This is a genomic window from Flavobacteriales bacterium (assembly GCA_016779935.1).
Taxonomy (GTDB): Bacteria; Bacteroidota; Bacteroidia; order Flavobacteriales; family UBA7312.
On record JADHMQ010000001.1, the window covers coordinates 1 to 25490 of the forward strand.

22 protein-coding genes, 2 rRNA genes and 1 pseudogene are annotated in these 25490 nt (G+C 35.3%); 15 read left to right on the plus strand and 10 right to left on the minus strand.

What is annotated here, in order from left to right; genetic code table 11:
* From ISP73_00005 to ISP73_00025, 5 genes and pseudogenes are all read left to right on the plus strand, one after another.
* A 23S ribosomal RNA gene (locus ISP73_00005) occupies window positions 1-214 on the plus strand; the annotation flags it as partial.
* A gap of 62 nt (window positions 215-276) precedes the next feature.
* Window positions 277-389: ribosomal RNA gene (gene rrf / locus ISP73_00010) — 5S ribosomal RNA — on the plus strand.
* Window positions 390-456: 67 nt separating this feature from the next.
* Entirely contained in the window at window positions 457-2010 is a 1554-nt protein-coding gene (locus ISP73_00015; protein MBL6656973.1) for a hypothetical protein, read from the plus strand.
* Window positions 2011-2195: 185 nt separating this feature from the next.
* Window positions 2196-3416 (plus strand): OmpA family protein, encoded by a 1221-nt coding sequence (locus ISP73_00020; GenBank protein ID MBL6656974.1) that lies wholly within the window; start codon window positions 2196-2198, stop codon window positions 3414-3416.
* 216 nt (window positions 3417-3632) lie between these two features.
* Window positions 3633-3938, plus strand: a pseudogene (locus ISP73_00025) (GIY-YIG nuclease family protein).
* 133 nt (window positions 3939-4071) lie between these two features.
* On the opposite strand, the gene ISP73_00030 reads toward ISP73_00025, so the two are convergent.
* The 3 genes from ISP73_00030 to ISP73_00040 are packed head-to-tail and all read right to left on the minus strand — an operon-like array spanning window position 4072 to window position 7753.
* The gene (locus tag ISP73_00030) at window positions 4072-5328 is read right to left on the minus strand and encodes an asparagine synthetase B (GenBank protein MBL6656975.1); all 1257 of its coding nucleotides are present in this window, start codon (window positions 5326-5328) and stop codon (window positions 4072-4074) included.
* Between the two features lies 1 nt (window position 5329).
* Entirely contained in the window at window positions 5330-6787 is a 1458-nt protein-coding gene (gene dnaB, locus ISP73_00035) for a replicative DNA helicase (protein MBL6656976.1), read from the minus strand.
* 9 nt (window positions 6788-6796) lie between these two features.
* Window positions 6797-7753, minus strand: a complete 957-nt coding sequence (locus ISP73_00040) for an acetyl-CoA carboxylase carboxyltransferase subunit alpha (protein MBL6656977.1) — start codon at window positions 7751-7753, stop codon at window positions 6797-6799.
* A gap of 101 nt (window positions 7754-7854) precedes the next feature.
* Between ISP73_00040 and ISP73_00045 the strand changes: the two genes are divergently transcribed.
* From ISP73_00045 to ISP73_00085, 9 genes are all read left to right on the plus strand, one after another.
* Window positions 7855-8643, plus strand: coding sequence for a 4-(cytidine 5'-diphospho)-2-C-methyl-D-erythritol kinase (locus ISP73_00045; protein ID MBL6656978.1), 789 nt, complete (start codon window positions 7855-7857; stop codon window positions 8641-8643).
* Window positions 8644-8829: 186 nt separating this feature from the next.
* The gene (gene rpsA, locus ISP73_00050) at window positions 8830-10893 is read left to right on the plus strand and encodes a 30S ribosomal protein S1 (GenBank protein MBL6656979.1); all 2064 of its coding nucleotides are present in this window, start codon (window positions 8830-8832) and stop codon (window positions 10891-10893) included.
* A gap of 94 nt (window positions 10894-10987) precedes the next feature.
* On the plus strand, window positions 10988-11521 hold the full coding sequence (pyrR, locus tag ISP73_00055; protein ID MBL6656980.1) for a bifunctional pyr operon transcriptional regulator/uracil phosphoribosyltransferase PyrR: 534 nt from the start codon (window positions 10988-10990) through the stop codon (window positions 11519-11521).
* Window positions 11521-12450, plus strand: a complete 930-nt coding sequence (locus ISP73_00060; GenBank protein MBL6656981.1) for an aspartate carbamoyltransferase catalytic subunit — start codon at window positions 11521-11523, stop codon at window positions 12448-12450. Before pyrR ends, ISP73_00060 begins: the two co-directional genes overlap by 1 nt.
* A 3-nt stretch (window positions 12451-12453) precedes the next feature.
* The gene (locus tag ISP73_00065; GenBank protein ID MBL6656982.1) at window positions 12454-12765 is read left to right on the plus strand and encodes a hypothetical protein; all 312 of its coding nucleotides are present in this window, start codon (window positions 12454-12456) and stop codon (window positions 12763-12765) included.
* An 11-nt stretch (window positions 12766-12776) separates the two neighbouring features.
* Window positions 12777-13595: a T9SS type A sorting domain-containing protein gene (locus tag ISP73_00070; GenBank protein ID MBL6656983.1), complete on the plus strand. Its 819-nt coding sequence runs from the start codon at window positions 12777-12779 to the stop codon at window positions 13593-13595.
* Window positions 13595-14530, plus strand: coding sequence for a ribonuclease Z (locus ISP73_00075; GenBank protein ID MBL6656984.1), 936 nt, complete (start codon window positions 13595-13597; stop codon window positions 14528-14530). Before ISP73_00070 ends, ISP73_00075 begins: the two co-directional genes overlap by 1 nt.
* A complete protein-coding gene (locus tag ISP73_00080; protein ID MBL6656985.1) occupies window positions 14514-15326 on the plus strand; it encodes an N-acetylglucosamine kinase in 813 nt (270 codons plus the stop codon). Before ISP73_00075 ends, ISP73_00080 begins: the two co-directional genes overlap by 17 nt.
* A gap of 23 nt (window positions 15327-15349) precedes the next feature.
* The gene (locus tag ISP73_00085; GenBank protein ID MBL6656986.1) at window positions 15350-16900 is read left to right on the plus strand and encodes a gliding motility-associated C-terminal domain-containing protein; all 1551 of its coding nucleotides are present in this window, start codon (window positions 15350-15352) and stop codon (window positions 16898-16900) included.
* On the opposite strand, the gene miaA is transcribed toward ISP73_00085, so the two are convergent.
* Genes miaA through ISP73_00115 form a run of 6 tightly spaced genes read right to left on the minus strand, consistent with a single transcriptional unit; the run spans window position 16897 to window position 22165 of the window.
* Window positions 16897-17757, minus strand: coding sequence for a tRNA (adenosine(37)-N6)-dimethylallyltransferase MiaA (gene miaA, locus ISP73_00090; protein MBL6656987.1), 861 nt, complete (start codon window positions 17755-17757; stop codon window positions 16897-16899). The genes ISP73_00085 and miaA overlap by 4 nt on opposite strands.
* A complete protein-coding gene (locus ISP73_00095) occupies window positions 17744-18241 on the minus strand; it encodes a hypothetical protein (protein MBL6656988.1) in 498 nt (165 codons plus the stop codon). The genes miaA and ISP73_00095 overlap by 14 nt, the downstream gene beginning before the upstream one ends.
* Window positions 18242-18246: 5 nt before the next feature.
* Complete coding sequence (locus ISP73_00100; GenBank protein MBL6656989.1) at window positions 18247-19665, minus strand: HD domain-containing protein; 1419 nt, start codon at window positions 19663-19665, stop codon at window positions 18247-18249.
* Window positions 19666-20226, minus strand: a complete 561-nt coding sequence (locus tag ISP73_00105) for a threonylcarbamoyl-AMP synthase (GenBank protein MBL6656990.1) — start codon at window positions 20224-20226, stop codon at window positions 19666-19668. It lies immediately after the preceding gene.
* Complete coding sequence (locus ISP73_00110) at window positions 20226-21347, minus strand: glycosyltransferase family 4 protein (GenBank protein MBL6656991.1); 1122 nt, start codon at window positions 21345-21347, stop codon at window positions 20226-20228. The genes ISP73_00105 and ISP73_00110 overlap by 1 nt, the downstream gene beginning before the upstream one ends.
* Window positions 21347-22165, minus strand: a complete 819-nt coding sequence (locus ISP73_00115) for a 2,3,4,5-tetrahydropyridine-2,6-dicarboxylate N-succinyltransferase (protein MBL6656992.1) — start codon at window positions 22163-22165, stop codon at window positions 21347-21349. The genes ISP73_00110 and ISP73_00115 overlap by 1 nt, the downstream gene beginning before the upstream one ends.
* Before the next feature lie 35 nt (window positions 22166-22200).
* Here ISP73_00115 and ruvX point away from each other — a divergent pair, with 35 nt between their 5' ends.
* A complete protein-coding gene (ruvX, locus tag ISP73_00120; protein MBL6656993.1) occupies window positions 22201-22614 on the plus strand; it encodes a Holliday junction resolvase RuvX in 414 nt (137 codons plus the stop codon).
* Here ruvX and uvrA read toward each other — a convergent pair.
* Window positions 22603-25395: an excinuclease ABC subunit UvrA gene (gene uvrA / locus ISP73_00125; GenBank protein ID MBL6656994.1), complete on the minus strand. Its 2793-nt coding sequence runs from the start codon at window positions 25393-25395 to the stop codon at window positions 22603-22605. The two genes, ruvX and uvrA, sit on opposite strands and share 12 nt — an antisense overlap.
* Window positions 25396-25490: the final 95 nt, after the last annotated feature.

The window sequence follows — 25490 nt, forward strand, 5'->3', positions numbered from 1 at the left end:
TGGACAGACCTCTAGTGTATCTGTTGTGACGCCAGTTGCATTGCAGAGTAGCTATGTCTGGATGAGATAAGCGCTGAAAGCATCTAAGCACGAAACTCATCTCAAGATTAGATTTCTTTTAAGGGTCGTTATAGACGATAACGTTGATAGGTCATAGGTGTAAAGGCAGAGATGTCATAGCCGAGTGATACTAATTACCCTTTAGCTTTTTGTAGTTGATTTACTCTAACTAAATTGTTTTCTTTTTTACAATATATCATAATCTTATTTTGAGTTTATGGTGGCTATTGCAGTGGTGTTCCACCTCTTCCCATTCCGAACAGAGAAGTTAAGCCCACTAGCGCAGATGGTACTAGGTTAATCCCTGGGAGAGTATGTCGCCGCCAACCTTTTACAAGCCCCGTTTCTTTCGATTCGGGGCTTTTTTTTTAGCCTTTTTTGAACGTTATTTGTCCTATGAAAAAGACCCTTTTCATTTTTCTCATATTTCCCCTGTTTTCTTATTCACAATGGAGAGACTCAGTCTCTTTTCCCAATAAATTATATTTCATTGATTTTTTAAACCCAACGGAGAGCCCATTTACTTTGGACACCTCTAAACTTGGAAGTACTATACTTCAGTATCAATCGTTTTCAACCAAAGGACAATGGATTGATGTAGAGCATACTCAGTCTTTGACAAACTATTTAACATACAATTTAGACATAAGAAAATTTTCTCAGGAAGGGGTATTCAGTAGAGAAGCTCTTAAGTTTCATGATGTAAAGTCCAATATCTCATTTCATAATAAGAAATCTACTTATAACTTTGACGCTAATTTATCTTATCAAAAAATTCGAATGGATGAGAATGGAGGAGTAATTGATTATAATATTGAAGATTATGATGATCCTTTACTTTATCTGACTAATTTAGCTTCCGCAGAAAATTATTCAAAAAATAGATTTCATTCCTTTTCTCAGAATTTCAATTTTACGGACAAATGGTCAGTTGTTAATGAATTCTCAATTCTCAAGACTCATAGAATTTATAATGATAATAATATATCTACACCCTTTTACCAAAATAACTTCATTGATACCATTTCTACAAATGATTCATTATCATATTCATTATTTACCAATGTTACTGGATTAAAATATTCTGAATTTTGTTTATCTCATATTATACAAAAACGACATAATTTTATTCATCTTATAGACTCTACGGATTTTGATAATGGGGTACAATTATCATATGATAATTCAGCTAATGGATTAGCTGCAGAGTTTAAGTATTTTGAGTCTTCACAATATGAATTTTTAGCTTCAAAATTAATTCGCACTCTTCAATCAAAACACCTTTTAGGTGTTGAAATACAAAGACTTAGGGTGCCTATTTTTTACAACAGATTTTATTCTAACCACTTTGTTTATGAAAATGATTTTAATCAAAATAGTCTACAAAGGCTTAATTATCAATTAAGTTCCAAAAATTTTACACTTCATACTTCCTTGAATAATTATACTAACTATATTTATTTGAATGAGAATGCATCATATTCTCAATATACCTCATCAATTCTTCATTTTAATAATGTTGTTTCACTAGACTGGAAGCTATTAAATTTACATGCTTCAAATAGCTTTCAATATCAATGGTCAAACAATACTGAGGTTTTAAGGTATCCTGATATTAATACGAGCTTTTCTCTTTGGTTTCAAAATACATTTTTTGAAGACTTATTAGATTTCAGATTAGGAGCTAGAGTTAACTATTTTACGCCTTATTTTGCTAAGCTTTATAATCCAGCTTTAGCTTCTTTTCAATTACAAAACAATCAGGAAGTTGGCGGTTTACCATTTATTTCTACATTTATAACTTTTCAAGTTCATTCGATGAATATAAATATTCAATTTTTGAACCTGAATGAATTAATTTCTAATTCACCACACTATTTTATGCCTAACTACCCAAGTCAACCGACTAATGTTAAATTTTCGTTATTATGGAAATTGAAAAATAGTTGATATTGTTTCCGACTAATTCAAGCATATATTAGGATAAATATCGGTTTCACCTTACTTAATCGCCTTATTATTTAGATAAATGTTTTTTATCTAAATAATCATTCACTAGGTTAATATATAATTTCGCATCACTGAATTTTTCTAGCTGAAAAAGAAGATTTGCTAGAGAGTATACGATCGTGATTATGAAAAAACAAGCTTTATTTATAATAGTATTTTCGTTCTTGTGGGGTATCTTATATTCCCAAAACAAGGATGATTTGAATAAAGGTGATGATTCCTACCTTCTTTTTGAGTTAGGGATAGTCTACCCTGAACTAGAATTCATTGATTCTAAGGGTGAGCAGAGTTTGAATACTGATTTGACTAATATCTCTAGTAATAGAATTGCTATAGGTGGCGGTGGTCCAATAGTTAATAGATTAGGCTATTTACTCACTCTTTCCAGTAATCGTTATGACTTGAGGACGTATTATACCGAGTCAAATTTTGATTATTACGTACATTACTCCTTTGATTATCTAGCATTAGATGGAGGTTTAACCTTTCGATTTTTAAAGCCTACAGTAAAGTGGTCTCCATTCTTGAAAGTTGGTGCGTCTTATAATTATCTATTGTCAGGTTTTCAGGAGATGAACAATTTAACTGTTGATCTTAAAAAGAATGAAGATTATACTAATGAACATATTGACCTAAATTTTGGGCTAAACTTGAGAAGAAAGCTAGGTCGGTTTAGCCATTTTTGGTTAGGGTACAATTATAAACTTGGATTAATAGAAAATGAAAATATATCTCAACAGCAATACAATATAAACGCACATAGTGCAACATTGGGTTTTTCCATCAGCCCTGATGCATTTAAGAAAAAGGATGATGATTTAAAGCGTATCTTAAAAAAGTGTAATGATAATATTGATGATTTACGTGCGGAATTATTGTTGTTGATGGAGCAAGATGCAGATACAGCAGCAAATGAATTTAGGCAGTTTGTCACACCTGACGAAAATGAAAACTCTCCATTAAGAGATGAAATAAAAGCTTATGTAACCACTCTTTTTCCTGAAGATTCATTAGATATAAATAGTGATTCAAAGACAGTTATATTATTCCCTACAAATAAGACTGACTATTACGAAATTTTTCAGCAAGATTTAGATGATTTGATAGTGACATTAAAAAACAAAGCTGCTAAATCGATAAAAGTCGTTGGTTATGCCGATTTACGAGGGTATGACGATGACAATTTAACTCTTTCCAAAAATAGAGCAAAAACAGTTATTAATTTTTTAATTAATAATGGTATAAGTTCTGAAATAATTTCATACGATTTTAGAGGAGCAACTACTAAATTCGATGATATTGTTTTGATGAGTAATAGAAGAGTAGAAATTTTTATTGAGCGATAATTAATCCTAGAATTTGTAAGTATCAAGCCCCTTTTAACATGAAAAAAATAATTAAGTTATTACTATTGCTATTCATAAGTAAATTTGCATTAGCTCAGACTCCAGGTATTCCGTATCAGGCTGTGATAATTTTCTTAATAGTGGTGATTAGACTCCTCGGCAAGCTCGGAGTGACTATGGTAAAGAGTCAAATGAATAGACAATAAATACCCCTACATCTTGAAGAATTACTTTACCTACATATTAACAAACAAAAACAAGACAGTACTCTATACAGGTATGACGAATAACATCAGCCGCAGACTTCTTGAACATCAGCAAGGTGTAGGAGGGAAGTGCAGTTTTACATCGAGGTATAATTGTTATTATCTAGTTTATTACGAGATATTTTTTCGTCCAATTGATGCTATTGATAGATAAAAACAAATCAAAGGATGGCGGCGACAAAAGAAACTGGATTTAATAAATGAGTTTAATCCCGATTGGCGTTTCCTAAATGAGGAGGCTAGTGATGGATTCTAGTCATTGATTAGACTCCTCGGCAAGCTCGGAATGACTATGGTAAAGAGTCACTCTGAATGTAATGAAGAGTCTTTCATTAATGGTGATGATTAGACTCCTCGGTAAGCTCGCAGTGACTATTGAGAAGAGTCTATCAAGTCTTCTGCTTCTTTTTCTTAGCAGCAGGAAAGAGGACATTGTTTAGAATAAGGCGATAGCCGGGTGAGTTGGGGTGTAGCTCCAATTCCGTTTTAGGGTCACCCACTTTATGTTGGTAATCTTCAGGGTCGTGACCACCATAAAATGTCCAAGTACCTTTACCAAATTCACCATGAATGTATCTGGCTTCATTAACAGAAGCTGTTTCACCCATTATCAGCACATCGGATTTAATGTATTCTTTTTTGAAAGCGGTGGTTTGCCCCATAAAGCCTTTAATCACTTGCTCGTGGTTTTGGCACAACATTGTAGGAACGGGATCCCATTTGGCAGAGAATTCAAAAAGTGTAAAAAAGTCTAAAGACTGATTAAGCCGTCGTGATCGTGTGGCATCAATACTAGAGTATTCGTAGGTGTTGGGATTTTTTTCAATAGAAAAGTCTTTGAAAGCAAAGGTGTTGTCATAGTTCAATTTCTCTTGAGCTTGAGGGTCGGCACCATCGCCATCAAACATATATTCGCAAATATCTACGTCTTTTGCAGCAAGAGCAATGTCGTACGTATCAGTTGCCGAACACATGGCAAAGAGAAAGCCACCACCAGCAGTAAACTCTCTTATCTTTAATGCGACTTCTAGCTTAGCTTGTGATACTTTTTGGAACCCCATGGTCTGTGCTGATTTTTCAAAGTCTTGTTTTTGCTTTCTGTACCATTCGGCATTTTTATAGGCTGCATAAAATTTACCATACTGTCCTGTAAAATCCTCGTGGTGAAGGTGTAGCCAATCGTATAGGGGTAAAGAGCCTCCAATCACTTCCTCATCGTAGACAATATCATAAGGTATTTCGGCATAGCTTAGAGCCAGTGTCACAGCATCGTCCCAAGGCAATTTACTTTTGGGTGAGTAGACCGCTATTTTAGGCACTTTTTCCAACTTTACCACATCTTGATTAACTTCTGGACTGGCAATTCCTCTCAGTATTTGGGTGGATTGCACATCGGCAATGACTTCATAGGAAACACCTCTAATTTTACATTCTCTTTCAATGGCTATTTGGTATTTCAAGAGGAAGCTACCCCCTCTGTAGTTGAGTAGCCAATCGACTGTCTGTTCTTGCTCCAGTGCCCAATAGGCTATGCCGTATGATTTGAGGTGGTTACTCTGACTCTCATCCATAGGAATAAGTAAATAAGAAGCAAAAGCATTGATTTGACTAAAGCCAAGAAGAATAAGTAAAATGTATTTGTACATCTTAAAAAGGAGCATCGTTGTTCATACTAGATGGCATAACATCATCATTACTGAATCCGAAGGCATCCAAATCGGTAAATTTAGCCAAGTGAGAAATAAATCGCAGTCTGATGTTTTCCAAAGAACCGTTACGGTGCTTAGCAATAATGATTTCTCCTTGTCCTTGGCAGTCTGGGTCTTGACCTGGTGAAGTATCTGGCCATTCTGTAAAGCCATAATAGTCTGGTCGGTAAATGAAGCATACAATATCGGCATCTTGCTCAATAGCTCCAGACTCTCTAAGGTCGGATAGCATAGGGCGTTTATCGCCCCCTCTAGTTTCCACCGCTCTACTCAACTGTGATAGGGCAATGATGGGGATATTTAATTCCTTAGCAATACTTTTTAAGGAACGAGAAATGGTACTAATCTCTTGCTCTCTGTTTCCACTCTTATTGGAATTTCCAGCATGCATAAGTTGTAAGTAGTCAATAATTACCATTTCCACACCATTGTTTCTTACAAGTCTTCGGCATTTGGCTCGAAGTTCAAAGACCGTTAGGGCAGGGGTGTCGTCAATAAATAATGGCGCTTCTGACAAAGAAGATATTTGCTGGTTTAGCTGTATCCATTCGTGGTCTTCGAGGTTACCTTTTCTTAACTTTTCGGCTGGAATTCCTGATTCGCTAGAAATAAGACGGTTAACCAACTGTACGGATGACATCTCCAAAGAGAATACCGCTACGGGCTTATTGAATTGTACGGCAGTGTTACGAGCCATTGACAGTACAAAAGCAGTTTTACCCATACCTGGACGAGCCGCCAGAATGACTAAGTCGGATTTTTGCCATCCGGAAGTTACTCTATCAAGATCAGAAAAGCCTGATGGAATACCACTCAGTCCGTCTTCCTTATTTTTAATTTCTTCAATTTGCTCTAGAGCCTGACGAATTAGTGTACTCATCTTATCGTAATTCTTACGGATGTTTCCTTCAGAAATTTCGAATAAACCTTGTTCGGCAGCATTTAATAAATCAAAGACATCCGTAGTATCGTCATAGGCGTCTCTAATGGTGCTTGATGAAATTCGAATGAGTTCACGTTGAATAAATTTTTGAGCAATAATTCTGGCGTGTGTTTCAATATTGGCTGCTGATGCCACACGCTCAGTCAACTTAGAGACAAAAGCGGCACCGCCGACGTCTTTTAAATCGCCTTTTTGTTTTAGTAAATTGGTGACAGTTAGGATATCAACGGGTTGAGTGTTGTTAAATAAATCTTCAATTGCTGAAAAGATTTTTTGGTGTTCTGTTTGGTAAAAACTTTCAGGTTTTAGCAACTCAATGGAATTGGATAAAGCGTCATTATCAATCATTAAGGCTCCTAGAACGGCTTGTTCTAACTCAATGGCCTGAGGGGGTAATTTTCCGTCAGGGGAACTTAATACTGGTTTACTTATTTTTGCTTTCTTCTTTTCCATAATCTATCACTACTCCTTAAACACTCCCATGTTTCCAAATTTATCTATTCGTTCATTAACACGCTGTTCAGCAGTTTTAGTTTCTAACTGTGTTGTTAGTTCAAGAATAGATTTTTTAATTTCCCTACTCATGAAGTTGCTATCTCTGTGAGCACCTCCAAGAGGTTCGTTTATAATTCCGTCAATTAGACCGTTTTTCAGCATATCGTGTGAAGTCAGCTTCAAAGCATCTGCGGCTTGTTCTTTATAATCCCAACTTCTCCATAAAATAGAGGAACAGGATTCAGGTGATATCACCGAATACCAAGTGTTTTCGAGCATCATTACCTTATCGCCAATTCCAATGCCTAAAGCACCACCAGAAGCACCTTCGCCAATTATAATGCAGATAATAGGCACTTTTAACTGAATCATTTCAATTAAGTTTCTGGCAATAGCCTCGCCTTGCCCTCTTTCCTCTGCTTCTAAACCTGGGTATGCGCCAGGCGTATCAATAAAGGAAATGACCGGTCTATTGAATTTTTCGGCCATTTTCATTAGCCTCAATGCTTTTCTGTAGCCTTCGGGATTCGCCATCCCAAAGTTTCTATACTGTCGCATCTTGGTATTTTTTCCTTTTTGCTGACCAATAATCATAAAGGTTTTTCCATCAATCTTTGCCCAACCGCCTATCATAGCCTTGTCATCTTTCACTGACCTATCGCCGTGTAGCTCAATAAAGTCATCGGTAATGGCTTCAATATACTCTAGGGTATACGGACGTTGAGGGTGGCGTGATATCTGTACCCTTTGCCATGCTGAAAGGTCAGAATATATTTCCTTCTTTTTCTCTTCTAGTTTCTTTTTGAGGTCGGTAACGGTTTGGTTTATTTCAATGCCCTCTCTGCCCAATTGCTCGGCTTGTTTGAGATTGTGCATTAAATCCTCAATAGGTTTTTCAAAATCTAGGTATTCTATATCTGTCATTAATCGAGTAAATTTCGAATTTTAAAATAAATAAAAAGAATTTCAAGTTTAGAAAAATTTATGTGATTACTTTTGTCTTTTGACAATTAAATTTTTCAACAGTGTTATTTTTTCCAAACGCGAAAATAAATATAGGGCTAAATATCTTATCAAAACGAGAAGATGGCTATCATAATTTAGAAACTATTTTCTATCCTATTGGTTGGAAGGATGTTTTGGAAATAATACCTTCGTCTTCTCCTGGTTTTAATTGTACTGGTATTACCGTAGAGGGTGGTGAGAATCTGTGTGAAAAAGCCTTAAAATTATTGAAAGCCGATTTTGACATTCCTGATGTATTTATTCATCTTCATAAAAATATTCCAACTGGAGCAGGTTTAGGAGGGGGGTCTTCGGATGCTGCTTTTACCCTTATGGGACTTAATCAGCTGTTCGATCTAGGAATTTCAAAGCATGACTTAAAGTCTTATGCTCTACGTTTGGGTGCTGACTGTCCATTTTTCATTGAAAATACGCCTTCTTTTGCCAGTGGTGTAGGCGAGGAGCTAAAGCCAGTTCATCTTGACTTAAAAGGGCATTTTTTAGTAGTCGTTAAGGCCGATGTTTTTGTATCTACTTCTGAAGCTTTTTCTGGTGTTACGCCAAAGCCATCTGACTTTTCTTTGGTGAATGAAATTCAAAAGCCCATATCGGATTGGAGACTTAAAAATGACTTCGAAGAAAGTATTTTTGCTCATCATCCTAAATTACTAGCCATAAAAAACACCCTTTCTGAGGCTGGAGCCTTATATGCTTCAATGAGTGGTAGTGGGTCTTCAATTTATGCTTTATTCTCTAGTAAACCTTCTTTGTCTATTAATGATGAATTAGTCTTTTCTCAGCAGCTTTAAATAGTATTTTATTCTCTCGATAAGCTAATCAAGAAAAAAAGCAGTTCGAACAGTATATTTTTATACATTTGCAAACCTTTTGCGAATAATTGAGGATAAAGGATAAAAACTAAACTAATACACTTTCACGTATTTGTTCGCTAACCTCAAACAACTACAGTGAAATACAAACTGAGACATTACATTATGTCAGAAGAGAAAAAAACAGAAGCAGAAAAAACGACTAATAAAGCCGCTGCTCCTAAAAAAACTACTGCTAAAAAAACTGCAGCCAAAAAATCAGAGAAAGTAAAACCAGCCGAAGAAGTAAAAGTCACTGAAGAGGTAAAGACGACTGAAGAAGTTGTTCAGGAAGCACCAGCTAAAGAAGAAGCTGCTGTTGAAGAAACACCTGCCGCTGAGAAAGTTGTTACTGAAGAAGTAGTAGCTGAAGAGTCTAAAGCTACTGAAGAAGAAACAGTAGAAGAGGCTAAAGAAGTTGAACGTATGACTTCTGCTGAAGAAGATAAAGACTTCGATTGGGAAGTTTATGAAATGGGTACTGAAGAGTACACCAATGATGAGAGAAGTGATTTAGAGAAGGACTACGAATCGGCTCTTAGCACTATTGACACTGAACAAGTATTAGACGGCTCAGTAGTATCTATTACTGATAGAGAAGTTATTGTAAACATCAATTACAAATCTGATGGTATCATTTCTAGAAATGAATTTAGATACAATGAAGACCTGAAAATTGGTGATTCTGTTGAAGTACTTGTTGAGAAGAAGGAAGACAAAAAAGGTCAACTAATTCTTTCTCACAAGAAAGCAAGAGTATTCCGTTCATGGGAAAAAGTGAACGAAGCTCACGACAAAGATATCGTTCTTGAAGGTCTTATTAAGTGTAGAACAAAAGGTGGTATGATTGTTGAGGTTCTAGGATTAGAAGCATTCTTACCAGGTTCTCAAATTGATATTAAGCCTATCCGTGATTATGACGATTACGTTGGAAAGAAAATGGAGTTTAAAGTGGTGAAAATTAACCACGAATTCCGTAATGTAGTAGTATCTCACAAAGCTCTTATCGAGGCTGACCTTGAAGAGCAGAAGAAAGAAATTATGTCTAAACTAGAAGTTGGACAGATTCTTGAGGGTACTGTTAAAAACATTACATCTTACGGAGTCTTTGTTGACTTAGGTGGTATTGACGGATTAATCCACATTACTGACCTATCTTGGGGAAGAGTTAACCATCCAGATGAAATCGTTGAACTCGACTCTACAATCAATGTTGTAATCTTAGAATTTGATGATGACAAGAGAAGAATTCAATTAGGACTAAAACAACTTACATCACACCCTTGGGATGCTCTTGATGAGAAAATTTCTATTGGTGACAAAATCAATGGAAAAGTGGTTGTTGTTGCTGACTACGGTGCTTTTGTTGAGGTTCAACCAGGTATCGAGGCATTGGTTCACGTTTCAGAAATGTCATGGTCTACTCACCTAAGAAGTGCTAGTGACTTCTTAAAAATAGGACAAGAAATTGAAGCTCAAGTATTAACACTTGACAGAGAAGATAGAAAAATGTCATTAGGTATGAAGCAATTGCTTCCAGATCCATGGACAGAAATTATGTCTAAATTCCCTGTAGGAAGTAATCAAAACGTTATTGTACGTAACTTCACTAACTTCGGCATCTTTGTTGAACTTGAAGAAGGTGTTGATGGATTGATTCACATTTCTGACCTTTCTTGGGATAAGAAAATTAAGCACCCATCTGAGTTTACTAAAGTAGGCGAGAAGATAGATGCTAAGGTATTAGAAATCGATATGGAATCTAGAAAGCTGAGCTTAGGTGTTAAGCAATTGCTAGATAACCCATGGGATGGCTACGAAACTATTTTCGGAGAAGGTAAAGACCTCGAAGGAGAAGTTAAAGACCTTACTAAAAATGGTGCTACAATTATTCTTACTCACGGTGTAGAAGCATTTGCTCCTAAAAGACATCTTGTGAAAGAAGATGACAGCAAAGTTGAAGTAGGTGATAAGTTGAACTTCCGTGTGCTTGAATTCTCTAAAGATTCACAAAAAATTATTGTGTCTCACACCGTAATTTTCAAAGAAGTACAGATGGAAGAAGTGAAAAGCACTAAGAAAAAAGTTCAAAATGTTCAGAAATCTCAACAAAAGAGTACTCTTGGAGATATGGATGAGCTAATTGCTTTGAAAGAAAGCATGGACAAAAAAGAAAATAAAGGGAAGTAATTTTCAAATTTTCATAAAAATAAAAAAGGCCTTATGTTTCATAAGGTCTTTTTTTTATTCAGTACGATTTTTTAATTTATATTTGCTTTTTGAAATGAGCAAGCCCAAAAGCATACTCGATCATCAACAACTACAAATCATAATCAATAGATTGTGCCATCAGCTAGTTGAGAATCACAACGACTTTTCTAATACTGTACTTATTGGTTTACAACCTAGAGGTATTCATTTGTGTCAGCGCATAAAAGAATCCTTGCAAAGTAGTTTTCCAAATTATTATTTTGAAGTTGGTAGTTTGGATATTACCTTTTACAGAGATGACTTTAGAAGACGAGAAGACCCACTAGTAGCCAATAGCACATCTTTAAGCGCATCAATAGAAGGTAAAAAGATTGTCTTGATTGATGATGTCCTTTATACAGGACGATCTGTAAGAGCAGCTTTAGATGCACTACACGATTATGGTCGCCCACTATCTGTTGAGCTAATGGTGTTAATTGACCGTAGACTTAGCAGACATGTACCAATACAACCTAATTATGTGGGACACACTATTGATGTGGTAGCCGATGAAAGAGTAACCGTTGAATGGGGAGAAGATAACGAACGTGTAATTTTGAAAAGTTAATGAGTACGCTAAGTGTTAAACACCTATTAGGAATTAAAAATCTTCAAAAAGAAGATATTGAACTTATATTTAACACTGCCGACAACTTCAAAGAAGTTATAAATCGACCCATTAGAAAAGTTCCTTCATTACGTGACATAACGGTAGCGAATTTATTCTTTGAAAATTCCACTCGAACCAAGCTGTCATTTGAATTGGCAGAAAAACGATTATCAGCCGATACATTAAATTTTTCAGCATCCTCCTCATCGGTTAAAAAGGGTGAAACACTAGTTGATACAGTCAATAATATTTTAGCAATGAAAGTGGATATGCTTGTCATGCGTCACCCAGATGCTGGAGCAGCGACTTTCTTATCGAATCATATTGATGTACCTATAGTGAATGCTGGTGACGGTGCTCATGAACATCCTACACAAGCATTATTAGACGCTTATTCTATAAGAGAAAAGTTAGGCTCTGTAAAGGGTAAAAAAATTGTTATTGTTGGTGATATCCTTCATTCAAGAGTAGCTTTATCAAATATTTTTTGCCTTCAAAAATTAGGAGCTGAAGTCAAAGTTTGTGGTCCATCTACACTAATGCCAAAATATATAGAATCTTTAGGGGTTGTGTACGAGCCAGACTTAATGAAGGCCTTGGAATGGTGTGATGTAGCCAATATGTTACGTATCCAGCTTGAACGCCAAGACACTAAATTCTTTCCTTCCAAGAAAGAGTATTCTATGATGTATGGCTTAAATAAAGAACGCTTAGATTCAATTTCTAAGCAAATTACAGTCATGCACCCTGGTCCAATAAATAGAGGCGTAGAAATTACTTCTGATGTTGCCGATTCCAAGCAGTCCATAATTTTACAACAAGTAGAAAATGGGGTAGCTATTCGAATGGCTGTATTGTATTTATTAGCTAATTCTATAAAAAAGTAGAACATGCACTCTCAACGAATAGAACACGACTGTTTGATAGTCAAATTATCTGAAAATAGCGACGATTTATCCTTTTTAGTATCATTATTTAATGGTAATGCAAAGCATTTGATTTTAGACTTGCACGATATTTCTGAGCTGAATTCTTCACATTTATCAAAGTTTACTACAATTGGTAAAAATATTGTCAAAGACAATTCTTTTGTAATGATTTCAAATCAACCCCCTCAGGAAGAGTTTATGATTGTTGCTAGTATTCAGGAGGCATTTGATATCATAGAAATGGAAGACATTGAAAGAAAACTTAACATCTAAAATCCATATTTATGAAAAATATTTTACTCTTAACAATCTCATTAGTTTTCGGCTTTTCTGCATTAGCACAGCAAAACCCTTGTGAGCCGCAAGCAAACTTACAAGATTCAACGTATGGTTTGTGGCCAGATACCACTCAAAACCTCCCTTTAGCTGTTAAAGAGGTATATTATGAAGAGCATATTCAAATTAAAACACCTAACACTGTTGGTGAAGTAATGGGAGATCCATTTTATGTTGATGATGTACCCTTTGTAAACTTGGCACCTCTGAATATAGATATCATTAAGCTGATAAGTATAGAAGGCTTACCAGAATCAATGTCTGCTTATTTATCTAACCAAGACTCTATTTTTGAAGGAAATACAGTGGCATGTGTTACGCTTTACGGGACACCCACTGCTGATGAAGTGGGACAGCATGATATTGTTTTAAATATAGATGGTTGGATTAGTATCCCCTTATTTGGAACACTTTCTTTATTTGAGTCTTTAGGAGATTATGAAAAAATAGATGGGTATAAGTTAATTGTTCAATCATCAGCTTCTTTGGAAGAAGGTGAAAACACTACATTTACCTTATCACAGAATGCACCTAACCCATTTTCTAATACAACAACTATAGAGCTTTATTCTAAGGATTATTCTAATTATGAGTTTTTAGTTGTTGACCTTATGGGTAAGGTCGTTCACAAAGAAACTATCAATGCTGTTGTCGGATTAAATACAATTGAAGTAGTTGCTTCTTCCTATGAAGCGGGAATGTATTTTTACAGCATAAGAAACGGGCAAGACGTACTTACTAAAAAGATGATAATTCAAGATTTTTAATGCCTTTTGATTTAACCATATTAGGGTGTAATTCGGCAGTACCAACAAATCAAAGAAAGCCTACCGCTCAGCTATTGAATGTAGCTGGGCGTTTCTTTTTGATTGACTGTGGAGAGGGCACCCAACTGCAATTACGGAAGTATAAAATCAGGATGCAAAACATCCACCACGTTTTTATTTCCCACCTTCATGGTGACCATTATTTCGGACTTATTGGCTTCATTTCTACCATGCATTTACTAGGTAGAGAAAAGGAATTACACGTTTATGGTCCGGCCGAGCTGAAGGAGATTATTTACATTCAACTCGAGGCTTCAAAAACAACACTTTGTTTTCCATTATTTTTTCATGAATTTGGTTTCGATAGCCCCGAACTTTTATTGGAGAATAATGATGTGACTGTACAGACTATTCCTTTAAAACATTCCTTGCCTTGCTGTGGCTTTCTTTTCAAAGAAAAACCAAAGCCTAGACGTATGCGTAAAGAAAAAATTGAAGAGTTTGATATACCACTCGAAGCTGTGCCTGACATCAAAGAGGGCGGAGGCTATTTGTCTAAAGATGGAGAACTTATTCCACATCTTGAGCTGACACGTTCGGCACAAAACCCACGTTCCTTTGCATTTTGTAGCGATACTATGTATAACGAATCAATCATACCGCAAATTGAAGGTGTTGACATCTTATATCATGAAGCTACCTTCTTAGACGAATTAAAAGAAAGGGCAAAGCAAACCATGCATTCAACGGCCAAAGAAGCAGCCACTATTGCCAAAAAAGCTAATGTGAAGCGTTTGATTATTGGACATTATTCCCAGAGGTATTTTGATTTAACACCCTTACAAGATGAGGCGCAGTCGGTCTTTCCAAACACCCTATTAGCACATGAAGGTGAAACGCATGAAGTAAAACGTACTTATGATTCTGATAGCTGATAGTGGAAGTAGTAAAACTGATTGGCGTTTAATTGATGGTGAAAACATCAGTCAATTTGAATCCATTGGCTTAAATCCATTTGTAGTCAGTACCGAAGTTATTGTTGAGACTGTTCGTCAGCTTAATATTGACTTTCATTCTGTAAAACAGGTGTTTTTCTATGGTGCTGGTTGTGGAAATGTTGAAAAAGCGAATTCCTTAAAAACTGTTTTGAATACTGTATTTACAAATGCTGTCATTGCTATAAAATCAGATGTCTTGGCAGTTGCTCATGCTTTACTTCACAACAAAAGTGGAGTAGTTGGCATTTTAGGGACTGGTTCTAATGTGGCTTACTTTGATGGGAAAAATATTGAGCCTGTTATTACTAGTCTTGGTTATTTACTTGGTGATGAAGGGAGTGGTAATCATATAGGTAAGCAATTTTTGAAATTGTATTTGACCGATTCTTTAGATGCCGACTTAGAGGAAGAAATTAACCTTAACAAAGACACTTTACTAGCTGAATTGTATGCGCATTCTTTTCCTAACCGTTTTCTAGCGTCATTTTGTAAAATACTTTTCCCCTATAGGAAGCATCCGCAAATTGCAACTATTATTTCTAATGTTTTTGACGAATGGATAAGGGTGTATTTATTACCTCAAAACATAATGAATATTCACATGTGTGGCTCTATTGCATATTACTATAGTGCTGAGCTCAAAGACTGCTGTTTTAAACATGGAATAAATGTTGAATCTATAATTGAAAAACCTATTTCGGCTTTGACCTTATACCATTTAGAAAATCAATAGAAAAAAGATTATCTTTGCTCGATATGAAAAAACTAGTTGTCATACTACTTACTATAATCTGTACGAATGTCGTATTTGCACAGACTTCTACAATGAACTTGAACTTCAATCAAGGAAATTTGATTTCTAGCACTGATACATTCAAGTGTGAAGGATTATACACCTATTTTACGATAACCATAACACCTGCGGATACACCTTACACAGTTACTCTTTTAAAAAATAATCAACTCTTTGAGCAAGGGGTTTACTCTCCTTTGAATAGCCAAGCACCCGGAATATTTACTCTTGATTCCTTGATTTATGCAGGTGATTATGAGTTGACAGTTGTTACAGCTTTAAACGATACCCTCCAAGAGTCATTTTCGTTTTATGACCCAAATCCACTATCATTTTCATACACTACCGTTGGTCCAGAATCTTGTGAGCCATCAGGTGAAATTTCTATTACCAACATTTCTGGAGGAACACCACCCTATAGTTTAGGTAATATTGATGCTCTAGGAAATTTTTCAGCCGATTTTTTTCAGAATTCTTCACAGACAAATTACACAATATCGGATGTTCAGGCAGGGTATTATACGGTTTCTTTGCAAGATTCTTACGGTTGTGTTTTTACAGCTGGAAATGACACTCCTATTGAAGTAGAGCAAGGTGCAGACCCTATAAATATTGTTTCGGCTACACAAGAGGATTCCTTTAGAATTTGCATACAAGGTGGTTTAGCGCCATTTGGTTTTGTTATTGAATCAGATACTACTTTTACAAATGATTCATGCGCTTCTTTTTACTTATGTCCAGATGACTATACGGTTATTGTGTTTGATGCGGTACAATCTGTGAATTGCTCAGATACACTAGATTTTACTATTGATGATATGCAAGGCTATATTGATCAAGAAGAATCGGCAATGGTCGTTGAAAGTGGTGGATTACGCCCTTTTAGTTATTCGTGGGAGAAAGACGGAGTATTACAAGATGGTCAAACCGATTCAATTTATTCTGGTGGCTTGTGCCCTGGAGAATATATCTGTAATATTTTAGATAGGTCTAACTGTTCCTTCTTTTTCGACTTAACGATTGAAGAAATGGCTTCTGGAATGGTTGAAGAAGTAGATTGCTTTGAAGAAGGTTTTGCATCATTAGATGCAGATATCAGTGGTGGCACGCCGCCGTATGAATATTTATGGAGTAATGGCGAAACAACATCTACTATAGAAAATTTAAGTCCACAAGTGTATAAAGTAGAAGTAACCGATAATAATGGGTGTGAATTTTCTGATGAGCTTGAAGTACCTGTTCTTTTGGACAGCTGTTTGTTTAATGCCTTTAGTCCAAATGGCGATTTGGTAAATGATACCTGGAATATTAATTCTTCCTTTTTGTACGAGAATTCAGAAGTTATTATCTACAACCGTTGGGGAGCAAAAGTATTCCAATCATTGGGTTATAAAAATCCATGGGATGGTAAAAATGAATCTGGAAATATTGTAAAAGAAGGAGTTTATTTTTATTCAATCTTACTGAATAATGGACACGATAAGATAAAAGGTTCATTATCAGTCTTCCATTAACTTTCTACCCATTTAATTGGATATCGATTTAGCCAAGTCAATTGTCTTTTGGCATATCTTCTAGTATTTTGTTTGATTTGATCTACGGCTTGCTTAAGAGTAAGTTCATTATTGAGGTGCGAGAACAGTTCTTTATAGCCAACCGTTTTAAGAGCATTGAGATGTTGGAAATTCTTTAGACTCTCAACTTCACTTAGTAGTCCTTTGTCCATCATTATATCAACACGTTTATTAATTCTGTTGTACAATGTCTCTCTATCCATTTTTATAGAATAGTATTCTACTTCAAATGGGCGTATATTTTTTTGAGCCTTTTTAAAACTGCTATAACTTTGGCCACTCTGTCTACAAACTTCCAAGCACCTTAGAAGACGTTGATGATTGTGAATATCAGCAGACTTAAAGTATTCGGGGTCAAATATTTTAACCTCATTTTGTAACCATTCTAGACCATTTTTTAAATAATCTTGTCTTAGGTTTTCTCTCAGTGTCGGGGTTATCTCAGGGAATGAGTCCAAACCTTTACACACACCATCCATATATAAACCTGATCCACCAACCATAATTAATGTATCGAAGCGTTTAAATAGTTCATCAATTTTATTGATAGCATCGCGTTCAAAGAGGCCAACATTATAGTCCTCATGAATACTTTTGTGTTGAATAAAATGATGTTTTACCGACTCTAGCTCTTCTTTTTCAGGCACTGCAGTTCCTATTTTCATTTCTTTGTAAAACTGCCTAGAGTCAGCGGAAAGTATTTCAGTATTTAGTTCTTGTGCTAGTTTAATTGCATAAGTAGTTTTGCCTACAGCTGTGGGTCCATAGATTACTTTAAGTGTTTTAGTAATCGTCATAACTCTCGAACTCATTAAACTCATCGTGTTCTTCATAAAAGATGTCCTCTTCAGATGAATATGGGTCTTTTTCTGAGACAAATTGAACCTGAGGAGTTTCTTCAGGCATTTTTCCAAATGAGAGGAATAGTTCTGCTTTGTCAATTGTCTTTGACTCGTCTTTTTCGACAACTTCAATCATGAAACGCCACATGACTAAAAAGTCGTTAACATATAACAGTCTATCGTGCCCTGCGAAAATATCACTTATGGACAGCTTACCCATCTCCATAGAAGAATTAGCATCCATGGCAATTAATGGAATTTCTTCGTTTTGTTCCCAATCTTCATTTGTCAAGTAAAAAGCTGCCATTTCATCTGTTTTCAATTCAAACACTTGAACAATAAAATCATGCAATTCTTGCAAGGAAGAAGATGAGTCTACTTTTACTTCTCTAAATACATCGGATTGATGGTCCAAAATAATACTCAGTTTTACAATCATTTTTTTTATCGTTTTGTTTTGATACCCATTTCCGCTGCTTTCTTAATCAGAAAAGTATGGGCTTCTTTTTTGTTATTTGATATTTCGCCGTCTAAAATTGCCTCTTTTATGGCAGACTTTAATTGTCCAATTTCTCGGCTAGGCTTTAAGTCGAATAGTTCAATGATTTCTTCACCACTGATAGGAGGTTGCATATTTCTGATATGGTCTCTCTCTTCTACGTCTTTAATTTTTTGTCTTACGATTTTAAAATTTTCTAGGTATCGTTTTACTTTTTGAGGGTTTTTTGAAGTGATATCTGCATCGCACAAAGCCATAAGGTCGTTAATGTCTTCTCCTGCATCAAATAGTAAACGTCGGACTGCTGAATCACTTACAATTTCTTGAGCTAAAACAATGGGCCTGAGATGAACTCGAACTAGTTTCTGTACATATTTCATCTTTTCGTTAAGAGGAAGTTTCAGAGATTTAAATATTTTAGGAACCATTTTAGAACCTAAAAATTCATGACCGTGAAATGTCCAGCCATGATTTTCTTCAAACCGTTTGGTGTCAGGTTTGGCAATATCGTGTAATATAGCTGCCCACCGAATCCATAAACTGTCGGATTCTAGACTGATGTTATCTAGTACTTTTAGAGTATGGTAAAAATTATCCTTATGTCCTTTGTTATCAATAACCTCTACACCATGAAGCTCTACCATCTTTGGGAAAAATTGATGGAGTAGTTGTGTATTAAATAATAATTTAAATCCGATGGATGGCTTTTTTGACAGAATGATTTTGTTGAGTTCATCGGTAATTCTCTCTTGGGAGATAATGCTAAGTCGATGGGCATTTCCTTTAATTGCCTCTAGAGATCCTTCTTCAATGGTGAAATTTAACTGGCACGAAAAACGTATGGCCCTCATCATTCGTAATGGATCGTCAGAATAGGTTTTATTAGGCTCTAGCGGTGTTCTTATTATTTTATTTTCTAAATCCTTCAATCCATCAAAAGGGTCAATAAGCTCGCCAAAATGAGAGGCATTTAGTTGAATTGCTAGTGCGTTAATGCTAAAGTCTCTTCTGTTTTGGTCATCTTCTAGAGTTCCATTTTCTACAATGGGTTTTCTTGAGTCTGTTCGGTACGATTCTTTTCTAGCTCCAACAAACTCTAATTCTAAATCATTGTGTTTTAGCATAGCCGTACCAAAGTTTTTAAAGACCTGAACTTTGCTTTCGACATCTAAGATTGTTTTTACTTTTTGAGCCAACTCTATTCCACTTCCTACACATACAAAATCAATATCTTTAGGTTCGTTAGATTTAAGTAGTAAATCTCTAACATACCCTCCAATTACATATGTTTCATAGCCCAATTCGTCTGCAGCTTGAGAAACTATCTTGAAGATTTTATTATTTAAATGTTTTTTGAGATTCACTTATCTGATGATTTTGATTGCTCCATTGTTTTGGAGTTTTATGATGTTAGATGCTGTTTTTTTGTTGTTCTCATTTTGTCGGAAATTTACTACGAAATCCACTCCTTTCAAAATATGTTCGTCAATCTCTGAAAATGTCATAGGCGTAGGCTGTCCACTCTGATTTGCTGAAGTAGAAATTATTGGTTTTCCAAAGCGCTGAATGAGTTGTTTACAAAATGAATCATCGGTAAGACGAATACCACACGTGCCATCTTCAGCAATAGCGGCATCTGAAATTCCTTTAACCTTGTCGTAGATAATAGTTAGTGGACTTGTAGCCGCATCTATCAAATCCCACGCTATACTAGGAATATCTACAACAGTTCGTTCTAACATCACTTCAGAAGATACTAGAGTTATTAAGGCTTTAGAAGTTATCCTACCTTTCAAATCATATATTTTTTTTATGGCATCAGAATTTGTGGCATCACATCCAATTCCCCATACAGTATCGGTAGGGTATAAAATAAGCCCTCCATTCTGTAAAACTGTTAAGCATTTTGTTAAGTCTTCCTTCATTATATACTTTGGTATACTTTCATTAACTGTTCTGCAATTTTATCATCCGTAAATTTTTGAGCATGATTTTTCCCTTCTTCAATCATCTTTTTACGTCGTGTAGGATTTGAGCAAATATCTACTATTTCACTTTTCATTTCTTTGATGTTGGAAGGGTTTATGTATGCTGTGCTTGGCCCTCCTGCTTCTGAAAAACAACCGCCTAATGTTGTGATTACTGGCACTTCTGAAAATAATGCTTCAAGTATTGGAATGCCAAAGCCTTCAAAAAAGGAAGGGTAAATTAATAGTTCAGCTTTCTGGTAAATAGCTGCCATTTCCTTTAAATCTAACTTACTTAAAAAAGTGACTTGACTTGCTAGATTATGTTTTTTGATATAGCTTAAACATTTTTGCTTGTACTTTCCACCAGAACCAATAACTACTAAATTGTAATTTGGAAGTTCTTTTAAGCATTTGAGAATAGTTAAGAGGTTTTTACGATCTTCAATAGTACCAACGTATAAAAGGTATTTTGCGGCCAATTGATGTTTAGTAACCACTTCATCTTTATAGCTGTTTGGTAATTGACTTTGAAAAATAGTATTGCACCCTTGATATACAACATCAATTTTCTTTTCATCAATTTCAAAAAATCGAACAATATCTTCTTTAGTTTGTTGACTTACTGCTATTATTTTATCGGCATGCTGACAAGCATATCTGCTTTTGTTGATGTATGATATTCTATCAAAACGTTTGAAATATTGTGGAAACCTAATAGCTATCAAATCATGTATACTTACGATTGACTTAATATTTGTGTTGTGGATTCCTAACGGAATTTCGTGGCTTAATCCATGAAAAAGTGTTATGTCATCTTTTTCTAAATCATATTTTAAAGTAAATGTTCTCCAAAAGGATTTAAATGTTTTAGAAAGAAAAGTATGGGGTTCGTGTATGTGGTATTGTGATTGATTATTAAGAAAATCAAGTCGATTGTTATGAATATTCTGCGGGGTATAAAGGTGGTATTCGTTTTGATTAAAATACTTTCCTAAAATACGAATAGTGTCTCTGGAATAATTTCCGAGACCTGTATTGTTAAAGAAAGCTCTTTTAGCATCAAAACCAATTTTCATTATACAGCTACATTATATTCTCTGAGGGCATCGTTAAGAGAGGTTTTTTTATCGGTGCTTTCTTTTCTTTGTCCAATAATTAATGCACAGGATACTCCATAATCTCCAGCACCAAATGTTTTATTGTATGTTCCTGGTATTACGACAGATCGTTTAGGTATTCTCCCTTTATATTCTCTAGGTTCTTTTCCTGTAACATCAAATATTTTAGTTGATGCAGTAAGAACAACATTTGCTCCAAGAACAGCTTCTTCTTCGACTTTAACGCCTTCTACTACAATACATCTTGAGCCAACAAAGGCACCATCTTCAATAATAACTGGTGAAGCTTGTAAAGGCTCTAATACGCCTCCAATTCCTACACCACCACTAATGTGTACATTTTTACCGATTTGGGCACATGATCCGACTGTTGCCCATGTATCTATCATAGTCCCTGAGTCAACATATGCACCAATATTAACGTATGACGGCATCATAATAACTCCCTTTGCTAAATAGGCGCCATATCTTGCTACTGCGTGAGGGACAACTCTAACACCCAGTTTGCTGTAGTTAGTTTTTAGTTTCATTTTATCATGAAACTCCAGTGGTCCCGCTTCTAGGGTTTCCATTTTCTGAATAGGAAAGTATAGGATAACGGCTTTTTTTACCCACTCGTTTACCTGCCATTTATCTTTTATTTTTTCGGAGACTCGAATTTTTCCCTTATCGAGATCTTCAATTATAGAGCGTATAGCTTCTTGAGTGTTATTGTCGCTTAGTAGATTACGATCTTCCCAAGCTTGTTCAATAATTATTTTTTGTTCGTTATTCATGCAGCAAAGATAGTTAAATGCTTTATTTTCGCATCATGTCAAGGTTGTTAGCAATAGATTATGGTCAAAAGCGAGTAGGGATAGCCGTGACTGATAATGAGCAGATTATTGCTTCTGGATTGACAACGGTCCATTCAAAGGATGTTTTATCATTTTTGGAGGACTACCTCAAAGCTGAAGAGGTGGAGTGTTTTGTCATTGGAGAGGCTAAAAATTTAGATAATTCTCCATCAGAAAGCGCTCGCTTTATAGAGCCTTTTGTCAAAAGACTTTCAAAAACTTTTCCCGATATTAATATTGTAAGAGTTGATGAACGCTTTAGTTCTAAAATAGCTTTTCAGACTATGATTGATGCGGGACTAAAGAAGAAAACGAGAAGAGATAAAGCTCTTGTGGATAAGGTAAGTGCCACTATTATTTTACAATCTTATTTGGAGTCAAGAGCCTAATTTTTGCAGTAGGTGTTCAGCTGTATGTGATTTTTTATTCTTCAAAATGTCTTCAGGCTTTCCTTGAAACATCAATTGGCCACCGTCATCTCCACCTTCAGGACCTAAATCAATAATCCAATCGGCACATTTTATGACATCTGAATTATGTTCTACACAAACGATGGAGTGTCCATTATCAATTAGAGCATAAAACGAATTTAATAGTTTATTGATATCGTGAAAATGTAAGCCTGTAGTTGGTTCATCAAAAATAAATAGTGTCTTTTCTGATTTATTGCCTTTGCTTAGGAAAAAAGCAAGTTTAATTCTTTGTGCTTCTCCACCGCTAAGCGTATTGGATGATTGACCTAATTGAACATAGCCTAAGCCTACCTTTTGTAGTGGAGATAATTTTTCAACGATTTTTGATGTATCATTTTCTTTAAAAAAGTCAATGGCTTCGTCAATGGTCATATTTAGGATATCGGAAATATTTTGATTAGAAAACTTGATATCTAAAGTTTCCTTTTTGAAGCGTTTACCATTACAATTATCGCATTTAAGATAGACATCCGCCATGAATTGCATTTCAATTTTTATTTCGCCTTCACCTTCGCAATGTTCACATCTTCCTCCAGGAATGTTAAATGAAAACTGTCCGCTTTTATATCCTCTTGCTTTTGCTAATTCTTGTCTAGAAAAAAGAGTTCTGATGTCATCATACACTTTTAGGTATGTGGCGGGGTTTGAGCGCGATGAACGTCCTATAGGGTTTTGATTGATGTATTCAATGTGTTGAATACTATTGTAATCGCCTTCAATATTATCGTGAGCCCCTAATTTTGAGCAGTAGCCTTGTATTGTTTTTTGAACTGCTGGAAATAGTATCTGTTTTACTAGAGAACTTTTTCCTGAACCACTAACTCCAGTAACAACGGTTAATGTCTCTAGTGGAAAAGTGACATCGATATTTTTTAAATTATTTTCTCTAGCCCCTTTTATTTGAATAGACTTGTTTACTTTTCTTCTGATTTTAGGTGTTTCTATGCTCTTCTTTTGAGATAAGTATTGAGCCGTAAGACTGTTTTCACTAGACTCTATTTCCTTTAATTTCCCTTGAAAAACAACAGTTCCACCGTTTTTTCCAGCATATGGTCCAATATCAATAATTTCATCAGCAGCCATCATTATTTCTTCATCGTGTTCAACAACGATAACTGTGTTGCCAAGTTCTTTTAAGGATTGTAGAATTTTAATAAGTTTTTGCGTGTCCTTGGAGTGAAGACCTATACTTGGTTCATCGAGAATGTACATCGATCCTACTAAACTACTAGCAAGTGAGGTAGCTAGGTTAATTCGCTGAGATTCTCCGCCAGAAAGGGTAGAGGATAAACGATTTAAGGTTAAGTAACCTAAACCTACATCTACTAGAAAATTAAGACGATTTTTAATTTCTTTGAGTATTCTTTCTGATATTTTTAACTCTTTTTCATTCAGTTTTAAGCCGTCAACAAGAGTTAACACTTTTTTCAGAGGTAAATGGACAATATCATTAATTGTTTTCCCACCAACTTGAACGAAAAGTGCTTCTTTTTTTAGACGAGAGCCATCACATTCAGTACATTTATTTTTACCTCTAAATCTAGCTAACATCACTCGGTTTTGAACCTTGTAATTTTCCCTTTCTAAAAGTTGAAAAAACTGACGGATACCTTTCACTCCTTTAGCGCCATTCCATAAAAGTTTCTTTTCTTCTTCTGATAACTCAATGTATGGGCGGTGTACAGGGAAATCATGTTCGGCTGAATTAAGTATAAAGCGTTCACGCCATCTTCCTAATTTTTCCCCTTTCCAACAGTTTATGGCCCCATCATATACTGATAGAGATTTATTAGGTACTACTTTTTCTTCGTCAATTCCTAATACCGATCCAAAACCTTCACACATTTTACATGCCCCAAATGGATTGTTGAAACTAAATAAATGTTCGGTTGGGAAGTCGAAAACCAATCCGTCTAATTCGAAAAGATTTGAAAAATGAATGAGTTCGTCTTTACCAAAATCTAAGGTACATCTTCCTTCTCCTTCATAAAAAGCAATTTCCACACTATCTGCCAAACGGCTGAGGTTGTCACTATCATGGTTAGTGGTTAGCCTATCTACGACTATCCAAATATTGTCTTCTTTGCTGAATGAACTAAAATCTGTTAACTCATCAATTCTTACAACATCGTTATTGATTTTAACTCTTGTAAAGCCTTTGAGTAGAATCTTATTTAAGGTGTTTTCTATAGGTGAATTTAATTCAACTTTTGAAAGAACCATTATGCGATGTCCTTCATTTTGTTCCCTTATATAATCAATGACGTCACTAACTTGGTGTTTTTTAACTTCTTTGTTGGAGATAGGGGAAATGGTTTTACCTATTCTTGAAAATAAAAGTTTTAGGTATTCATAAATTTCTGTAGATGTCCCAACTGTAGAACGAGGATTTTGTGTATTTACTTTTTGCTCTATGGCAATAGCAGGTGAAAGTCCATCAATTCGTTCAACATCTGGTTTTTGAAGCTTACCAAGAAACTGCCTAGCGTAGGAGGATAGACTTTCTATATATCTTCTTTGACCTTCAGCAAAGAGTGTGTCAAAGGCTAAAGACGATTTTCCAGAGCCTGAAACTCCCGTGATAACAATCAGTTTTTTCTTAGGAATACTAATATTCAAATCTTTAAGGTTGTGCATTTTTGCACCCTTTACGTGAATGAATTCTTGTTGGTTGTTTTTTTTCCTATTGGATTGCATTAATTTACCTTCGATTTATGGGAAGAGCGCAAATTTAAGTTTTTATAATTTGGATTTTTACAAAATCCGGCATATATTTGAAATAACAATACCGA

What these genes read in the sequence shown, in the direction of transcription:
- ISP73_00015 (MBL6656973.1), top strand. Translation starts at nt 457, where the DNA reads ATGAAAAAGACCCTTTTCATTTTTCTCATATTTCCCCTGTTTTCTTAT.
- ISP73_00020 (MBL6656974.1), top strand. Translation starts at nt 2,196, where the DNA reads ATGAAAAAACAAGCTTTATTTATAATAGTATTTTCGTTCTTGTGGGGT.
- ISP73_00030 (MBL6656975.1), bottom strand. Translation starts at nt 5,328, where the DNA reads ATGTACAAATACATTTTACTTATTCTTCTTGGCTTTAGTCAAATCAAT.
- dnaB (MBL6656976.1), bottom strand. Translation starts at nt 6,787, where the DNA reads ATGGAAAAGAAGAAAGCAAAAATAAGTAAACCAGTATTAAGTTCCCCT.
- ISP73_00040 (MBL6656977.1), bottom strand. Translation starts at nt 7,753, where the DNA reads ATGACAGATATAGAATACCTAGATTTTGAAAAACCTATTGAGGATTTA.
- rpsA (MBL6656979.1), top strand. Translation starts at nt 8,830, where the DNA reads ATGTCAGAAGAGAAAAAAACAGAAGCAGAAAAAACGACTAATAAAGCC.
- pyrR (MBL6656980.1), top strand. Translation starts at nt 10,988, where the DNA reads ATGAGCAAGCCCAAAAGCATACTCGATCATCAACAACTACAAATCATA.
- ISP73_00060 (MBL6656981.1), top strand. Translation starts at nt 11,521, where the DNA reads ATGAGTACGCTAAGTGTTAAACACCTATTAGGAATTAAAAATCTTCAA.
- ISP73_00065 (MBL6656982.1), top strand. Translation starts at nt 12,454, where the DNA reads ATGCACTCTCAACGAATAGAACACGACTGTTTGATAGTCAAATTATCT.
- ISP73_00070 (MBL6656983.1), top strand. Translation starts at nt 12,777, where the DNA reads ATGAAAAATATTTTACTCTTAACAATCTCATTAGTTTTCGGCTTTTCT.
- ISP73_00075 (MBL6656984.1), top strand. Translation starts at nt 13,595, where the DNA reads ATGCCTTTTGATTTAACCATATTAGGGTGTAATTCGGCAGTACCAACA.
- ISP73_00080 (MBL6656985.1), top strand. Translation starts at nt 14,514, where the DNA reads ATGATTCTGATAGCTGATAGTGGAAGTAGTAAAACTGATTGGCGTTTA.
- ISP73_00085 (MBL6656986.1), top strand. Translation starts at nt 15,350, where the DNA reads ATGAAAAAACTAGTTGTCATACTACTTACTATAATCTGTACGAATGTC.
- miaA (MBL6656987.1), bottom strand. Translation starts at nt 17,757, where the DNA reads ATGACGATTACTAAAACACTTAAAGTAATCTATGGACCCACAGCTGTA.
- ISP73_00095 (MBL6656988.1), bottom strand. Translation starts at nt 18,241, where the DNA reads ATGATTGTAAAACTGAGTATTATTTTGGACCATCAATCCGATGTATTT.
- ISP73_00105 (MBL6656990.1), bottom strand. Translation starts at nt 20,226, where the DNA reads ATGAAGGAAGACTTAACAAAATGCTTAACAGTTTTACAGAATGGAGGG.
- ISP73_00110 (MBL6656991.1), bottom strand. Translation starts at nt 21,347, where the DNA reads ATGAAAATTGGTTTTGATGCTAAAAGAGCTTTCTTTAACAATACAGGT.
- ISP73_00115 (MBL6656992.1), bottom strand. Translation starts at nt 22,165, where the DNA reads ATGAATAACGAACAAAAAATAATTATTGAACAAGCTTGGGAAGATCGT.
- ruvX (MBL6656993.1), top strand. Translation starts at nt 22,201, where the DNA reads ATGTCAAGGTTGTTAGCAATAGATTATGGTCAAAAGCGAGTAGGGATA.
- uvrA (MBL6656994.1), bottom strand. Translation starts at nt 25,395, where the DNA reads ATGCAATCCAATAGGAAAAAAAACAACCAACAAGAATTCATTCACGTA.